This is a genomic window from Vibrio sp. 1641 (assembly GCF_033339995.1).
In the GTDB taxonomy this organism is placed as follows: domain Bacteria; phylum Pseudomonadota; class Gammaproteobacteria; order Enterobacterales; family Vibrionaceae; genus Vibrio; species Vibrio alginolyticus.
Map to the genome: position 1 here is coordinate 1 of NZ_JAWOVP010000016.1, position 15,071 is coordinate 15,071.

Below are 15,071 nucleotides of genomic sequence, written 5' to 3' on the forward strand. Positions count from 1 at the left end.
TGGGTGTTTTTTATTCTAAAAGGCGAGTTTTCACTACTATTCTACCTCCATACACCCTGTAATCGCCCTGAATAAGGAAAAAAGATGAGCTCAATGAGAAGCTACAAAGGTATAAAGCCTGAACTTGGTGAGCGTGTTTACGTTGACCCAACCTCTGTTTTAGTCGGTGATATCCGAATTGGCGATGATTCTAGCATTTGGCCATTGGTAGCAGCGCGAGGCGATGTAAACCACATTCACATTGGTGATCGAACGAATATTCAAGATGGCAGTGTTTTGCATGTCACCCATAAGAACGCCGAAAACCCAAACGGCTACCCATTGATTATTGGTAATGACGTTACGATTGGCCACAAAGTGATGCTGCACGGTTGTGAGATCCACGATCGTGTTTTGGTTGGTATGGGAGCTATTGTTTTAGATGCTGTTGTAATTGAGTCAGAGGTGATGGTCGGAGCAGGCAGTTTAGTGCCACCTGGGAAAGTATTAGAAAGTGGCTACTTATATGTTGGAAGCCCAGTAAAACAAGCTCGCCCTCTATCAGAAAAAGAACGAGCTTTCTTGCAAAAGTCTGCCAACAACTATGTGCAGAACAAAAACGACTACTTAAATGAAGTAAAAGACTTGAACTAAAACCCTGTTAACCGATGATGATATGGCCTTCTTCGTTGAAGGCTTCATCTTCTATTAGCTCTTCAGCCATTTCTTCTAGGTCGAATCGGTAATCAGTAAACACTTTAATTGCCGCTTGCTCAGTTTCAATCAGTGAACCACTGAGCTTTTCTAACTTTTGTTTCGTCACAAAGCACTCTATTAGTGCGCCTGATTGTTGCGCCGAAAAGTTTACCGATTGTGATACTTCATCCCATGATTGAATATCTGGGAATAAGATGGATTGATTCATCGCTTATTGACCTTCAAGGTTCTTTCTTAGTTCTCTGAGAATTTGTTTGGCACCAGGACGTAAGCCACGCCAGAGCATAAAGCTTTCCGCAGCCTGCCCAACTAACATTCCAAGACCGTCATACGCATGAGCGGCACCATTCTCTTTTGCCCATAAGTTAAAGCTCGTCACCCCTTTGCCATAAATCATGTCATAGCTTGTACTGTTAGCGGCAAAGATGGAGGATGAAATAGTCGGCAGTTCACCACTAAGAGAAGCGGATGTGGAGTTAATGATGACATCATACTCTTCATCAATACTTGCTATCTCTTTGGCGAGGATAGGACCGTGAGAGACAAACAGCTCTGCAAGCTCCTGTGCTTTACTAAAGGTACGGTTGGTAATGGTTAAAGAGGTCGGCTTTTGATCAAGTAGTGGCTTAATAACACCACGAGCTGCACCACCAGCGCCAATAATTAGGATTCGCGCGCCTTCCAATACAACCTGATGCTGAAGCAGATCTTGCACTAAACCTGCACCATCAGTGTTGTCACCGATGATTTCACCATCGTCTAACTTCTTGAGGGTATTTACCGCGCCTGCTAACTGAGCCCGTTCTGTCAATCGACTAGCAAATTGATAAGCATCTTCTTTAAATGGCATAGTGATGTTGCACCCCTTGCCACCTTCAGCAAAAAACACCTTCGCCGCGTCAATAAAACCATCAACAGGTGCACTTTCTGCGGTGTACACCAAAGATTGATTAGTTTGACGAGCAAACAAGGTGTGAATGAATGGCGACTTACTGTGTCCGATAGGATTACCAAACACGGCATAGCGATCGATTTGCTGGGTCATTTCCTTACCTTTGTTCCTTACTTAGATATAGAGAAAACAGGGCCACCTGATTACAGATGACCCTATCACTATCTATCTATATAGAAAAGGAGATTCCGTGCTTACCACTCTCGGGGCGTTAGGTATCGCTCGTAAAGTTCAGCTTCTGGCGATCCCGCTTCTGGCTCGTAGCAGTACTCCCAGCGAGCGAGCGGCGGCATTGACATCAGAATCGACTCAGTACGCCCACCACTTTGTAAACCAAATAAGGTACCACGATCATACACTAAGTTGAACTCTACGTAACGGCCGCGACGATATAGTTGGAATTCACGCTCACGCTCACCATACTCGATCTCTTTACGACGAGAAACGATCGGCAAGTAAGCCTGGCAATAGCCTTCACCGACTGCTTTGATGTAAGCAAAACACTTATCAAATTCCCACTGGTTTAGATCATCAAAGAACAAACCGCCAACACCGCGAGTTTCATTACGATGTGGTAGGAAGAAGTATTTGTCACACCATGCTTTATGCTCTTGGTAAACATCGTCACCAAATGGCGCACAAAGCAGTTTTGCAGTGTCGTGCCATGATTGGCAATCTTCTTCAAATGGATAGAACGGCGTTAGGTCAAAACCACCACCAAACCACCAAATTGGGTCTTCGCCATCTTTTTCTGCAATAAAGAAGCGGACATTGGCGTGTGAAGTCGGTACATAAGGGTTTTTAGGGTGAATAACCAAAGAAACACCCATCGCTTCAAAACGACGACCCGCTAGCTCTGGACGATGCGCTGTCGCAGATGCTGGCATTTCTTTCCCTTCCACATGCGAGAAGTTCACGCCTCCCTGCTCGAAAACAAGGCCATCACGCATAACACGTGAGCGCCCACCGCCACCAAGACGTTCGCCCGGTTCACGATGCCATGCATCCTCGACAAAGACGGCCTTTCCATCTTCTTGTTCTAACTGCTGACAAATGGAGTCCTGAAGTGACATCAAGAACTGCTTTACGGCGTGCTTATCGATCGCTGACATACGTTATTACCTATTACGTGAAACCTAATGATGGCTGGCTAGCAGGGTTAACCCTGTCTTAATATTTGTGAAGTTTTGGCGTCACGAATCTCGCTGGGTTTATCACGACCGCTGGTCTCGCCACGAAGAATGGCGACCAGCTTATCACCCAACTGCTCTTCGACTTCTTCCGTGGTCATACACGGTGGTAAGCCGGAAAGATTCGCGCTGGTAGAGGTTAACGGCTTTCCGAATGCATTACACATTTTTTGCACCAAAGGATGATCAGTCACACGAACCGCAATTGAATCAAACTGCCCTGAAACCCAGTTGGATACTTTATCGCTCGCTGGCATGATCCAAGTGTATGGGCCTGGCCAAGTGGCATGAACAGTCTGTAATTGTTCTTCAGTCAACTGAGATTCATCAATATAAGGCAAGAGCTGATCGTAACTTGCCGCGATGAGAATCAGCCCTTTTTCTACCGGACGCTGCTTGAGCTCTAATAGCTTTTGAATTGCTTCTGGGTTATCTGGATCACATCCGACACCAAAAACCCCTTCTGTTGGATAGGCAATCACTTCGCCTTGCTTGAGTGCGTTGAGCACTTGTTCAAAGTTATCCACCGATTACTTCCTATTTGTTTGACTGTGTTGTTTTCACTAAGTGTACAAATATTCATTCTCAGACACTAAAGCAATTTTTTTATAAAATGTATCAATAGCGCCAACAACAAGACGCAAACGTTTGCTTGAGATAAAAATCCCCGTATAATGCTCACAAATTTATAGCTCACCTAATTTTTGCAGCTTAAAGGAGTTTGAGATGAAAGTCGGTATCATCATGGGTTCTAAATCCGATTGGCCAACCATGAAACTAGCAGCGGACATGCTAGATCAATTTGGCGTGCCTTACGAAACAAAAGTCGTGTCAGCACACCGAACTCCTCAATTACTGGCTGACTACGCCAGTGGCGCAAAAGAACGCGGCATCAAAGTTATCATCGCAGGCGCAGGTGGTGCAGCCCACCTACCAGGTATGGCGGCGGCGTTTACTAGTTTGCCAGTGCTTGGGGTTCCCGTTCAGTCTCGTGCACTGAAAGGTATGGATTCACTGCTTTCTATTGTACAGATGCCAAAGGGAATTGCGGTTGGTACATTGGCGATTGGCGAAGCGGGCGCAGCAAACGCCGGTATCCTAGCTGCGCAAATCCTAGGCACTCATGATGAAAACATCATGGCGAAGGTAGAAGCATTCCGTAATGAGCAAACGGAAACAGTTCTCGCAAATCCAAACCCTGCAGAGGATTAATCAGATGCATGTACTGGTTCTTGGTGCGGGTCAGTTGGCTCGTATGATGTCTCTGGCTGGTGCGCCACTGAATATTCAAATTTCAGCTTACGATGTCAGCAGCGGTGATGTCGTTCACCCTTTAACTCAACAGGTACTTGGCCATGGCTTGGAAAATGCGATTACGCAAGTTGATGTGATTACTGCCGAGTTCGAGCATATTCCACATGACGTGCTCAAGGTTTGCGAAGCGAGCGGCAAGTTCCTACCAAGTACGCAAGCCATCAAAGCAGGTGGTGATCGCCGTATTGAAAAAGCACTGCTTGATGATGCTGGCGTGCGCAACGCGAAATACTACGTCATTGAAACTCGTGAAGACTTTGAGCGCGCAATTGAACACGTTGGTATGCCAATGGTTCTGAAAAGTGCATTGGGTGGCTACGATGGTAAAGGCCAATGGCGCTTAAAAGAAGCTTCTCAAGTCGACGACATTTGGACTGAGATGGCAGAGTGCATCGCGGCAACACCAACTCAAGCGATTGTTGCTGAAGAGTTTGTTCCTTTTAACCGCGAAGTATCACTGGTTGGTGCTCGAAGCAAAGATGGAAATGTGGAAGTGTACCCTCTGGCAGAGAATGTTCACACCAACGGTGTATTGAGTCTTTCTACTGCGATTGATGCGCCAGGGTTACAGGAACAAGCAAAGCAAATGTTCACGGCAGTCGCAGATAGCCTAGATTACGTTGGCGTATTAGCGCTTGAGTTCTTTGATGTCGATGGGGCACTTTTAGTGAATGAGATTGCTCCACGCGTGCACAACTCTGGTCACTGGACACAGCAAGGTGCAGAAACGTGTCAGTTTGAAAACCATCTGCGCGCAGTGTGCGGCTTACCATTAGGTAGTACGAAATTGGTTCGTGAAACCTCAATGATCAATATTCTTGGTGAAGACACACTACCAGATGCATTGTTATCAATGGATGGTTGCCACCTTCATTGGTATGGCAAAGAGAAACGTGCAGGTCGCAAGATGGGACACATCAACGTGTGTGGCGACTACCCAGGAGAATTGCACCGTAGGTTGTGCGCCCTGGCAGACATCTTAGACCCAATAGCTTTCCCAGCCGTGCAAGCGTTCGCTAAACAGTCTCAACACTAACGTTTGGCAGCAAAAAAACAAAAAAGGGTCGCACGATGCGACCCTTTTCAATTCATTTAACCTTGCTGGGTGTGCTGACACTTACGATTAGCACATTGCAATTTCACACCACTGGCAAGTTTCTTCTCCACCAACAGAGTAAAACCACACTCTTCGCATCGCCCCTTGACCGGAGCAAGGTTCACAGCAAATTTGCATTTAGGGTAGTTATCACACGCGTAGAATGTTTTGCCAAATCGGGTTTTACGCTCAACCAAATGTCCTTTGCCACATTCAGGGCAAGCGTGTTGTTCTTGTGACTGCGCCTCTGGCTCTGGTTGATTAATCGACTCAATATGATGACAAGCCGGGTAGTTACTACAACCGACAAACATGCCGTAGCGCCCTTGGCGGAGTACCAACTCATTGCCACACTCAGGACAAGGCACACCCAACTCTTTCACGATGTGCCCATCATTGCTGTGTAGCGGTTTAATGTAATCACAGCTTGGGTAATGGTTACAGCCGAGAAATGGGCCATGTTTTCCGTGCTTGAGAGCTAGCTCACCACCACATTTTGGACACGGCTCGTGTTCCAAAGCGTGTTCATGGGCAGAGAAAAGGGTGTTGTCGATTTTACTACTCATACTTACCGTTTCGTGAAAAACACACAAAAAGACAAGCTCGCGTTTATTCTAGCTAAACTCGAGCTTGCCCAGATGGTTAGTGAAGAATCCCTTGTTCCTTGGTGTACAACAGCTCTTCCATTAGCGTGTAAGCGTTTTCGTTACCAGGCACATTGAACAGCACCATCAGAATGATCCATTTGAGGTCTTCAAGCTCAAACTCACTCGTTTCTAATCCCATCACTCGGTCAATCACCATTTCGCGAGTTTCTGTGGTTAACACATTGATTTGCTCGAGAAACAATAGAAACCCTCGGCATTCCAAATCTAAACGCTGCATCTCTTTCGCTGTGTAGATACGAGTTGATGACGAAGCCATGCAAGTCGAGATTGCAGAAGAGGTGTCACTTTGCTGCAATGCGGCAAGCTCTTCTAACCAGACAAGGGCTTTGTAGATATCTTTTTGTTGGAAGCCTGCACGGAGCAATTCTTCTTCCAACTCGTCTTGTTCGACCTGTAACTCTGCATCGCTATGGATGTAGGTTTCGAATAGATACATCAGTATATCCATCATCATAGCTAGCCCCTCCCCTTTCGAATATAGCCACCTGAAACCGCAACGACATGCCCAGAGAGTTCTAACTCTAAGAGCTGCATCATGACTTCTTGGACAGGTATATTGGTCCTGTTTGCAAGAATATCAACCGGTGTAGCTTCACTTCCTACGTTAGCTAACAGCTGAGGAAATGGCAATTCTTCTTCATCATTTAACGTAGAAAATAAATCGGTACTCTGATTAATAGACCAATCAAGCAAGGACTGTATTTCATCTAAGACATCTTTCGTCTTTTCTACTAGGCAAGCGCCATGACGTATCAACTGGTTTCCACCGCAGGCATTGGGGGCATTGATTGACGCTGGCAGCGCAAATACTTCTCGACCTTGCTCAAGCGCGTAACGAGCTGTAATTAACGAGCCGCTCTTTTTCGCCGCCTCGACGACCAGTACACCAAGCGATAATCCACTAATAATACGATTACGACGCGGGAAGTTTTCTGGGCGCGGCTTGGCATTAGGCCGAAACTCAGACACCAAAGCCCCATGTTCAATAACACGTTGCGCTAAACCACGATGACGTGCCGGATAAATATTTTCTAAGCCAGATCCTAGCACCGCAATCGTCTTACCACCCGCTTGCAACGCACCATCATGCGCATGACCATCAATGCCTAAAGCGAGACCACTGGTGACAATAAAATCGTGCTGAACAAACTCTGCAGCAAACTGACGTGCATGCTGTAATCCATCAATACTCGCATTTCGACTTCCAACCATCGCGATTTGTGGCTGAGAAAGACAAGCAGGGTTTCCTTGAACAAAAAGTAGAGGTGGCGGTGCAACGATTTGTTTGAGCTGAGGTGGATAACACGGGTCAGTCAGTGTCAGGATATGATGATTTGTAGAAGCCTCAAGCCAGCTTAAACAAGCATCGACTTCTTTATCTGTTGAAGCCCAAGCTTGAATTTGCTTAGTTGTTAACCCAAGTTGTTGTAGCTGTTCAGGAGAGAAGTTTACGATGTTACGTGGCGTGTCTCTTGCCAGTAGCTTATTCATTTTGACGCCGCCAATGCCTGGTAAACAACTCAGTTTTAACCAGGCAGCGAGATCATCGTTATTTCGTCGATTCATCGATGGTTAATTCGTCCGCCAACGGTGACACCACCGAAATATCTTGGTTAATGGGTTTCGTACTGTTAGTGATCAGTGCCAAGCTAAAGTACTCATAAGGGCGAATGACCAGCAACTCACCAACTTTGCTTTGAGGCAAAGTAATTTTCTTATCAAGCACGCCAAACTCTTTCTTGAACTCATCGCCGTCTTTGTAAACTGGGTGCGCGTCTTCTTTTAAATCAAACACACTGCCTTGCTTCAGATTGTCTGACGTGCCTTTATCAATCACCACAACTTGGTTAGTTGAACTAAAGCGAATACCTTCGATATTACCTAGCAACTTTGCAGAACTGCCTTGTGGCGACGGCAGCGGATAGAACGTTGTTGTGAAGTCAGTATTCTCAACCGATTGATTTGGCAACGCGATATCGTTACGTAGGATTTCTTGCATTTGCGATGTAAGCTTCAAACCTGAATAATCACTCGAAGCTTCAACGAGCTCGCCTTTGGCAATCAAACGCAGCGCGGTAATCTCTTCGGACACATCGTCACGCGAAAAGGTAGCTACTGGTCGGTAAATAGCCCAACCTGTCGCGGTCTGATTGCCATTGATATACAGCACATCTTCTGCAGTCAGATACTTACTGCCTTTGCTGCTACCCATCACTTTTGCAGCATTGTTCAACGAATCTTTATCTAGCAACCGATCCGATTTAAGGTAAGGCATCACCAAACCTTCCGCAACGGTTGGTACGGCTTTCTTTTCTGTGATGCGAACTTTCGGGCTCAGCTTCTTAACCGGTTTTAGGCTCAACACGGGCTGACCGTTAATCCACACCAAAGACAGCTTGTCTCCGGGATAAATTAAATGAGGGTTATCGATTTCCGGGTTTACTTGCCATAAACGAGGCCACAACCACGGGCTATCTAAGTACATGGCCGAAATATCCCATAGCGTATCGCCCTTCACGACTACATACGTTTGTGGCGCATCATCTTTAACAGTCAGTGGGTTCGCATCCACATTTGCTACAGCGTTGAAAGAGAAAAGTAGCGGCAACGTAACACTGGCAACGTTGCGGAAAATTCGATTCATGACCCTCGTCCTTGGTCTATTAAGCAGGAACCAGAATGGAAATTGGTGCAAGGATGCTGTCATTTAGGCTATAAAATGTCTAGAATTGAGCCAACAAGGTTTGTGCTGTTTCGGCACAGTTCAATATTTCGAGTGAATATGTCTGTATTACAAGTATTAACATTCCCGGATGATCGCCTGCGCACAGTCGCAAAGCCTGTTGAAGCGGTGACCCCTGAGATTCAAAAAATCGTCGATGACATGATTGAAACCATGTACGACGAAGAAGGTATTGGCCTTGCTGCAACGCAGGTTGATATCCACAAACGTATCGTAGTGATTGATATTTCAGAAACTCGCGATGAGCCGATGGTGCTAATCAACCCTGAGATTCTGGAAAAGCGTGGCGAAGATGGCATCGAAGAAGGCTGTCTGTCGGTACCAGGTGCGCGCGCACTTGTGCCTCGCGCTGCAGAAGTTACCGTTAAAGCACTGGATCGTGATGGCAAAGAGTTCACCTTTGAAGCCGACGACCTGCTAGCGATTTGTGTTCAACACGAGCTTGATCACCTACAAGGTAAGCTGTTCGTGGATTACCTATCGCCACTGAAACGCAAACGCATTCAGGACAAGCTAGCGAAAATCAAACGCTTTAACGAGAAGCAGCAAAACGCTTAATCTCGAACCATACCAATTAGAAGGAAGTCTACCTTGAGTCAGTCTTTACGAATTGTCTTTGCAGGTACTCCGGATTTCGCCGCCCGTCACTTGGCGGCGTTGTTGTCTTCGGAGCATGAAGTCATCGCGGTTTACACAAACCCAGATCGTCCAGCGGGTCGTGGCAAAAAATTGGCTGCGCCACCGGTAAAACAACTGGCGCTAGAACACAATATCCCGGTTTACCAACCTGAAAGCTTTAAGTCCGACGAAGCGAAACAAGAACTTGCCGATCTGAACGCCGACCTCATGGTTGTCGTGGCGTACGGTATGCTGCTGCCACAAGCGGTTCTTGATACCCCTAAACTGGGTTGTATCAACGTACATGGTTCTATCCTACCTCGTTGGCGTGGTGCGGCTCCAATCCAACGCTCTATTTGGGCGGGCGATGCAGAAACTGGCGTAACCATCATGCAGATGGACATCGGTCTCGACACTGGTGATATGCTGAAGATTGCAACTCTGCCAATCGAAGCGACAGATACCAGCGCTTCAATGTACGAAAAATTGGCTGAGCTTGGTCCAGAAGCCCTGATTGACTGCCTAGCAGACATTGCTGCGGGTAAAGCAGTGCCAGTGAAGCAAGACGATGAGCTAGCGAACTATGCGAAAAAACTCAGCAAAGAAGAAGCACGCATCAACTGGAACGACGATGCGGCGCACATTGAGCGCTGCGTTCGTGCATTTAACCCATGGCCAATGAGCCACTTTGAGGCGGCAGAAAACAGCATCAAAGTATGGCAAAGCCGTGTGGCAGAGCAAACCAGTGACAAGCCAGCCGGCACCATCGTGCAAGCAGATAAAACCGGTATTTATGTTGCGACAGGCAACGGCGTACTGGTGCTAGAGCAACTGCAAGTTCCTGGCAAAAAAGCCATGTCAGTTCAGGATATTCTGAATTCGCGTGCGGCTTGGTTTGAAGTTGGCACTCTGCTGGTTTAAGCCATACTAGGGGTTATTATCCCCGATTATACGAACTTTTAGAGGGCAGAGATGCCCTCCTTTACTTTAAGGTACTCATCATGAATGTTCGCGCTGCGGCTGCTAACGTCCTGTATCTTGTCGTCGACAAGGGCCACTCACTTTCAAGCGCTCTTCCAGCGGCTCAACAAACGGTACGACCTCGTGACCACGCTCTGTTACAAGAGATCTGTTACGGTGCGCTACGTTACCTACCTCGCCTAGAAATGATCGCAAACCAATTGATGGATAAGCCGCTAAAAGGCAAACAACGTGTATTCCATCACCTAATTCTGGTTGGTATTTACCAACTGAGCTTCATGCGTATTCCTGCGCACGCAGCAGTCGGTGAAACGGTTGAAGGCACTAAAGAGCTGAAAGGTCCTCGTCTGCGTGGTTTGATTAACGCGGTATTGCGTAACTACCAGCGCAACCAAGAAGAACTCGACCAAATGGCCGTCAGCAACAACGCTGGCAAGTACGGTCACCCAAGCTGGTTACTAAAACTGCTGCAAGAGGCCTACCCAAAGCAATGGGAAAGTATTGTTGAAGCGAACAACCAAAAAGCACCAATGTGGCTGCGTGTGAACCATCAACACCACACTCGTGATGAATACCTTGCGCTGCTCAAAAATGAAAACATTGATAGCACGCCACACACAGAAGCAATGGACGCCATAAAATTGGCCGCACCATGTGACGTGATGAAGCTACCTGGTTTTGATAAAGGTTGGGTTTCGGTACAAGATGCGGCGGCGCAGCTTTCGATCAACTACCTAAAACCACAAGACGGCGAACGGATTTTAGATTGCTGTGCTGCGCCAGGTGGCAAGACTGCGCACATTCTAGAGCGCACGTCGGGCAGTGAAGTGGTCGCGATTGACTGCGACGACACACGCTTGAAACGTGTGCATGAAAACCTGAAGCGTCTCAACCTTCAGGCAAAAGTGGTTTGCGGTGATGCGCGTAATCCACAAGAATGGTGGCAAGGCGAGCAATTTGATCGCATTTTGCTGGATGCCCCATGTTCTGCGACTGGCGTGATTCGTCGTCACCCAGACATCAAATGGCTACGTCGTGCAGACGACATCGCCGCATTAGCAGAGCTGCAAAGTGAAATTTTTGATGCCATGTGGACGCAACTGAAGCCCGGCGGCACCATGGTTTACGCGACTTGTTCAATCATACCGCAAGAAAACGTGGAGCAAGTAAAAGCGTTTTTAGCACGTACCGCGGATGCGCAACTGCTGGATTCTGATCCCGACCAGCCTGGTCGTCAAATTCTACCAGGCGAAGAAGATATGGATGGTTTCTACTACGCAGTGCTAACTAAGACACACGCGTAACAGCATGCTAAATAGGGCGATTGAAGTGATTTCAATCGCCTTTTTCAGATACGAGAAAAGAGTATGAAGATCATTATTCTTGGTGCAGGTCAGGTTGGCGGCACACTGGCAGAAAACCTAGTGGGTGAAAACAACGACATCACCATCGTCGACAATAATGCCGACCGACTGCGTGAATTGCAGGACAAATACGACCTACGTGTGGTCAATGGCCATGCGAGCCATCCAGACGTGCTACACGAAGCTGGCGCGCAAGACGCCGATATGCTCGTCGCAGTAACCAACACTGATGAAACCAACATGGCCGCCTGTCAGGTCGCGTTCACTCTATTCAATACCCCAAACCGCGTTGCGCGTATTCGCTCTCCAGAATACTTGGCAGAAAAAGAAGCCCTGTTTAAATCTGGCGCTATTCCTGTTGATCACCTTATCGCACCAGAAGAACTCGTCACGAGCTACATCGAACGTCTGATCCAATACCCAGGCGCGCTGCAAGTGGTGAGTTTTGCTGAACAGAAAGTCAGCCTAGTGGCGGTGAAAGCTTACTATGGTGGCCCGTTGGTGGGTAACGCGCTGTCTGCTTTGCGTGAGCACATGCCGCACATCGATACCCGTGTGGCGGCGATTTTCCGTCAAGGCCGTCCGATTCGCCCACAAGGTACCACCATTATTGAAGCCGACGATGAAGTGTTCTTCGTTGCAGCAAGTAATCATATTCGCTCAGTGATGAGTGAGCTTCAGCGCCTAGAAAAACCGTACCGCCGCATCATGATTGTTGGAGGTGGTAACATTGGCGCAAGCTTGGCAAAACGCCTAGAGCAAACTTACAGCGTGAAGCTGATTGAGCGTAACTACCAGCGTGCAGAAAAGCTCTCTGAGCAACTAGAAAACACCATCGTGTTCTGCGGTGATGCGGCAGACCAAGAGCTTCTCTCGGAAGAGAACATCGACCAAGTCGACGTCTTCATCGCGCTGACCAACGAAGATGAAACCAACATCATGTCTGCAATGTTGGCAAAACGCATGGGCGCTAAAAAAGTGATGGTGCTGATCCAACGTGGCGCTTATGTAGACCTGGTACAAGGCGGCGTAATTGATGTAGCAATCTCACCTCAGCAAGCCACTATTTCAGCCTTGCTAACGCACGTTCGTCGCGCTGATATCGTAAACGTATCCTCACTTCGCCGCGGCGCTGCGGAAGCGATTGAAGCCGTCGCTCACGGTGATGAAAGTACATCTAAAGTGGTTGGACGTGCGATTGGAGATATAAAGCTTCCACCTGGGACCACCATTGGTGCTATCGTTCGTGGCGAAGAAGTTCTTATTGCCCACGACCGTACGGTCATCGAGCAGGATGACCATGTGGTGATGTTCCTGGTCAACAAAAAATACGTATCAGACGTCGAAGCGCTATTCCAGCCGAGTCCATTCTTCCTCTAGGATTTTCCTATGGTCAACTTACGTCCCGTACTGTTTGTTATCGGGCTGGTTTTATCCAAACTGGCCCTGTTTATGTACGTGCCGACTTTGGTCGCTTTCTTTACCGGTACGGGGGGGTTCCTCGATTTCGCCCAAGCCGTTGTGATCACGCACCTTGCCGCCTTCATCTGCCTAACGATAGGTCGAACCGCCAAGTTCAAACTCAGCGTACGCGATATGTTCCTCATCACCAGTTTGGTTTGGACCATCGCGAGTGCGTTTGCCGCCTTGCCATTTGTGTTTATCAACCACATCAGCTTCACCGACGCCTACTTCGAAACGATGTCGGGTATCACCACGACGGGCTCAACGGTGCTCAGTGGCCTAGACAACATGGCGCCGAGCATCTTGCTGTGGCGCTCTATTTTACAGTGGCTTGGTGGCATTGGTTTTATCGTGATGGCGGTAGCAGTGTTACCTATGCTGAATGTCGGTGGTATGAAGCTATTCCAAACCGAATCATCAGATTGGTCGGATAAAAGTAGTCCAAGAGCGAAAACGGTCGCCAAAAACATCGTAGCGGTTTATTTGATGCTAACAGGCTTATGTATTTTGGGCTACTTGGTCACCGGCATGAACCTGTTCGAAGCAATCAACCATGCCTTTACTACGCTATCGACGGGTGGATACTCTACATCTGATGGGTCAATGAACCACTTCTCTAATGGCGCACATTGGGTGGCCACTACCTTTATGTTCTTAGGTGGTTTGCCGTTTTTGCTCTTTATCGCCGCATTACGTAAACGCCGTATTGATGTGTTGGTTAACGACGCTCAAGTTAGAGGATTTGCGTACCTGTTCGTATTCTCTAGCTTAGTGATTTCAGCTTGGCTAGTGATTCGAGATGGGTACACCATTTTGGATGCCCTGCGAGTGTCGATGTTTAATATTGTCTCTGTCGTCACCACAACTGGCTTTGGCTTAGAAGACTTCACCGCATGGGGCGCATTACCCACTACTCTTTTCGCATTCTTAATGATGGCGGGAGCATGCTCAGGATCAACGTCTGGCGGGATCAAAATCTTCCGCTTCCAAATTGCAATGACGCTGCTAAACAAACAAATGATGAAGTTGATTCACCCTTCTGGGGTGTTTGTACAGCGTTATAACCAGCGACCGGTGAATGATGATATTGTTCGCTCAGTGGTGGCATTTGGCTTGATGTTTTTTATCACCATTATCTTTATCGCGGGTTGTTTAAGTGCTCTTGGCCTCGACCCTGTGACCAGTATTTCTGGCTCAATCACCGCCGTTGCCAATGTTGGCCCTGGTATGGGCAGTGTGATTGGCCCGACAGGCAACTTCGCGCCTCTGCCCGATACTGCCAAATGGCTCTTAAGCTTTGGGATGTTAATGGGCCGCTTGGAAATTCTGACTATTCTTGTACTGTTCTTTCCTGCGTTTTGGCGCCGCTAAGCAGACTCTAATTAAAAGGTATAACAATGAAAACATGGATTACTCTGGCGACCCTACTTGCCGCCTCATCCACATACGCCGCCGAGGTCATCACTTTAGCCGATGGTCGAGAAGTGAAGTTGAACGATGACTTTACCTGGGAGTACGTCATGAAAAAACCGGCGCAGCAAGCGACGGAGACACAAACAACAGCAAGCGTAGTTGAAACAATCGCAGCTCCTGCGATTGCGACAATTCCAGTGGTAACGAAAACCGTTGGCACGACCGTGGTGGTAAACGCCAAAAAGCCAACCATGCAGCTATCAGATTCAGGTGTGGATGTATTGATTGGTTCAGCAAGCTATCAAAGCGGTGAGCTTATTTTGCCTACATCAATCACTAACCAAAGCTCTCAATCTGTCATTCAAGTGGAAGTTGAGGTGCAAGTGTTTGATATGTCTGGTCAGCAACTGGCAAAAGAAAACGTGACGGTTTGGCAATCCATCAAGCGCATGGCGGATACCTACCTGCGACCACAGCAAGCGGAACAAGGTAAGAGCATTAAATTGGCTGTACCGCAATCACAGCAATACCAGTTTTCTGCCAAAGTGCTAGAGGTAAAAACTCGCTAATAC

General features: G+C 47.6%; 17 protein-coding genes. 9 read left to right on the forward strand and 8 right to left on the reverse strand.

Annotated elements, in window-relative coordinates; all coding sequences use genetic code 11:
• The first annotated feature begins 84 nt into the window (after positions 1-84).
• Positions 85-633 (forward strand): gamma carbonic anhydrase family protein, encoded by a 549-nt coding sequence (locus R7Z47_RS20845; protein WP_213969140.1) that lies wholly within the window; start codon positions 85-87, stop codon positions 631-633.
• A 7-nt stretch (positions 634-640) separates the two neighbouring features.
• Here the strand turns inward: R7Z47_RS20845 and R7Z47_RS20850 are convergent, their stop codons facing one another.
• From R7Z47_RS20850 to R7Z47_RS20865, 4 genes are all read right to left on the reverse strand, one after another.
• Entirely contained in the window at positions 641-904 is a 264-nt protein-coding gene (locus R7Z47_RS20850; protein ID WP_005379090.1) for a DUF1488 domain-containing protein, read from the reverse strand.
• Positions 905-907: 3 nt separating this feature from the next.
• On the reverse strand, positions 908-1,741 hold the full coding sequence (gene aroE / locus R7Z47_RS20855) for a shikimate dehydrogenase (protein WP_005379088.1): 834 nt from the start codon (positions 1,739-1,741) through the stop codon (positions 908-910).
• A gap of 101 nt (positions 1,742-1,842) precedes the next feature.
• Entirely contained in the window at positions 1,843-2,760 is a 918-nt protein-coding gene (gene hemF, locus R7Z47_RS20860; protein ID WP_053350839.1) for an oxygen-dependent coproporphyrinogen oxidase, read from the reverse strand.
• Positions 2,761-2,807: 47 nt separating this feature from the next.
• The gene (locus R7Z47_RS20865; protein WP_005379084.1) at positions 2,808-3,365 is read right to left on the reverse strand and encodes an L-threonylcarbamoyladenylate synthase; all 558 of its coding nucleotides are present in this window, start codon (positions 3,363-3,365) and stop codon (positions 2,808-2,810) included.
• 199 nt (positions 3,366-3,564) lie between these two features.
• On the opposite strand from R7Z47_RS20865, the gene purE reads away from it, so the two are divergent.
• Together purE and R7Z47_RS20875 are read left to right on the forward strand one after the other, a co-directional pair.
• The gene (gene purE, locus R7Z47_RS20870) at positions 3,565-4,050 is read left to right on the forward strand and encodes a 5-(carboxyamino)imidazole ribonucleotide mutase (protein WP_005379082.1); all 486 of its coding nucleotides are present in this window, start codon (positions 3,565-3,567) and stop codon (positions 4,048-4,050) included.
• Between the two features lie 4 nt (positions 4,051-4,054).
• On the forward strand, positions 4,055-5,188 hold the full coding sequence (locus R7Z47_RS20875; protein ID WP_085570044.1) for a 5-(carboxyamino)imidazole ribonucleotide synthase: 1,134 nt from the start codon (positions 4,055-4,057) through the stop codon (positions 5,186-5,188).
• A gap of 56 nt (positions 5,189-5,244) precedes the next feature.
• On the opposite strand, the gene R7Z47_RS20880 is transcribed toward R7Z47_RS20875, so the two are convergent.
• The 4 genes from R7Z47_RS20880 to R7Z47_RS20895 all read right to left on the reverse strand — a co-directional run bounded on the left by R7Z47_RS20880 (position 5,245) and on the right by R7Z47_RS20895 (position 8,560).
• Positions 5,245-5,814, reverse strand: a complete 570-nt coding sequence (locus R7Z47_RS20880) for a type I DNA topoisomerase (RefSeq protein WP_085570045.1) — start codon at positions 5,812-5,814, stop codon at positions 5,245-5,247.
• Between the two features lie 76 nt (positions 5,815-5,890).
• On the reverse strand, positions 5,891-6,370 hold the full coding sequence (locus R7Z47_RS20885) for a DUF494 family protein (protein ID WP_005379074.1): 480 nt from the start codon (positions 6,368-6,370) through the stop codon (positions 5,891-5,893).
• A 2-nt stretch (positions 6,371-6,372) separates the two neighbouring features.
• On the reverse strand, positions 6,373-7,482 hold the full coding sequence (gene dprA / locus R7Z47_RS20890) for a DNA-processing protein DprA (RefSeq protein WP_213969048.1): 1,110 nt from the start codon (positions 7,480-7,482) through the stop codon (positions 6,373-6,375).
• A complete protein-coding gene (locus tag R7Z47_RS20895; RefSeq protein ID WP_151514380.1) occupies positions 7,466-8,560 on the reverse strand; it encodes a LysM peptidoglycan-binding domain-containing protein in 1,095 nt (364 codons plus the stop codon). Before R7Z47_RS20895 ends, dprA begins: the two co-directional genes overlap by 17 nt.
• Positions 8,561-8,698: 138 nt before the next feature.
• On the opposite strand from R7Z47_RS20895, the gene def reads away from it, so the two are divergent.
• From def to R7Z47_RS20925, 6 genes are all read left to right on the forward strand, one after another.
• On the forward strand, positions 8,699-9,217 hold the full coding sequence (gene def / locus R7Z47_RS20900; RefSeq protein WP_005379068.1) for a peptide deformylase: 519 nt from the start codon (positions 8,699-8,701) through the stop codon (positions 9,215-9,217).
• 33 nt (positions 9,218-9,250) lie between these two features.
• Positions 9,251-10,198, forward strand: coding sequence for a methionyl-tRNA formyltransferase (gene fmt / locus R7Z47_RS20905; RefSeq protein WP_005461453.1), 948 nt, complete (start codon positions 9,251-9,253; stop codon positions 10,196-10,198).
• A gap of 80 nt (positions 10,199-10,278) precedes the next feature.
• Positions 10,279-11,562: a 16S rRNA (cytosine(967)-C(5))-methyltransferase RsmB gene (rsmB, locus tag R7Z47_RS20910; protein ID WP_213969047.1), complete on the forward strand. Its 1,284-nt coding sequence runs from the start codon at positions 10,279-10,281 to the stop codon at positions 11,560-11,562.
• A 63-nt stretch (positions 11,563-11,625) separates the two neighbouring features.
• A complete protein-coding gene (gene trkA / locus R7Z47_RS20915; protein ID WP_005379062.1) occupies positions 11,626-13,002 on the forward strand; it encodes a Trk system potassium transporter TrkA in 1,377 nt (458 codons plus the stop codon).
• 9 nt (positions 13,003-13,011) lie between these two features.
• A complete protein-coding gene (locus tag R7Z47_RS20920) occupies positions 13,012-14,457 on the forward strand; it encodes a TrkH family potassium uptake protein (protein ID WP_005386656.1) in 1,446 nt (481 codons plus the stop codon).
• 26 nt (positions 14,458-14,483) lie between these two features.
• Positions 14,484-15,068 (forward strand): DUF3157 family protein, encoded by a 585-nt coding sequence (locus R7Z47_RS20925; protein WP_005379050.1) that lies wholly within the window; start codon positions 14,484-14,486, stop codon positions 15,066-15,068.
• Positions 15,069-15,071 lie beyond the last annotated feature (3 nt).

What these genes read in the sequence shown, in the direction of transcription:
- R7Z47_RS20845 (WP_213969140.1), top strand. Translation starts at nt 85, where the DNA reads ATGAGCTCAATGAGAAGCTACAAAGGTATAAAGCCTGAACTTGGTGAG.
- R7Z47_RS20850 (WP_005379090.1), bottom strand. Translation starts at nt 904, where the DNA reads ATGAATCAATCCATCTTATTCCCAGATATTCAATCATGGGATGAAGTA.
- aroE (WP_005379088.1), bottom strand. Translation starts at nt 1,741, where the DNA reads ATGACCCAGCAAATCGATCGCTATGCCGTGTTTGGTAATCCTATCGGA.
- hemF (WP_053350839.1), bottom strand. Translation starts at nt 2,760, where the DNA reads ATGTCAGCGATCGATAAGCACGCCGTAAAGCAGTTCTTGATGTCACTT.
- purE (WP_005379082.1), top strand. Translation starts at nt 3,565, where the DNA reads ATGAAAGTCGGTATCATCATGGGTTCTAAATCCGATTGGCCAACCATG.
- R7Z47_RS20875 (WP_085570044.1), top strand. Translation starts at nt 4,055, where the DNA reads ATGCATGTACTGGTTCTTGGTGCGGGTCAGTTGGCTCGTATGATGTCT.
- R7Z47_RS20880 (WP_085570045.1), bottom strand. Translation starts at nt 5,814, where the DNA reads ATGAGTAGTAAAATCGACAACACCCTTTTCTCTGCCCATGAACACGCT.
- R7Z47_RS20885 (WP_005379074.1), bottom strand. Translation starts at nt 6,370, where the DNA reads ATGATGATGGATATACTGATGTATCTATTCGAAACCTACATCCATAGC.
- dprA (WP_213969048.1), bottom strand. Translation starts at nt 7,482, where the DNA reads ATGAATCGACGAAATAACGATGATCTCGCTGCCTGGTTAAAACTGAGT.
- R7Z47_RS20895 (WP_151514380.1), bottom strand. Translation starts at nt 8,560, where the DNA reads ATGAATCGAATTTTCCGCAACGTTGCCAGTGTTACGTTGCCGCTACTT.
- def (WP_005379068.1), top strand. Translation starts at nt 8,699, where the DNA reads ATGTCTGTATTACAAGTATTAACATTCCCGGATGATCGCCTGCGCACA.
- rsmB (WP_213969047.1), top strand. Translation starts at nt 10,279, where the DNA reads ATGAATGTTCGCGCTGCGGCTGCTAACGTCCTGTATCTTGTCGTCGAC.
- trkA (WP_005379062.1), top strand. Translation starts at nt 11,626, where the DNA reads ATGAAGATCATTATTCTTGGTGCAGGTCAGGTTGGCGGCACACTGGCA.
- R7Z47_RS20920 (WP_005386656.1), top strand. Translation starts at nt 13,012, where the DNA reads ATGGTCAACTTACGTCCCGTACTGTTTGTTATCGGGCTGGTTTTATCC.
- R7Z47_RS20925 (WP_005379050.1), top strand. Translation starts at nt 14,484, where the DNA reads ATGAAAACATGGATTACTCTGGCGACCCTACTTGCCGCCTCATCCACA.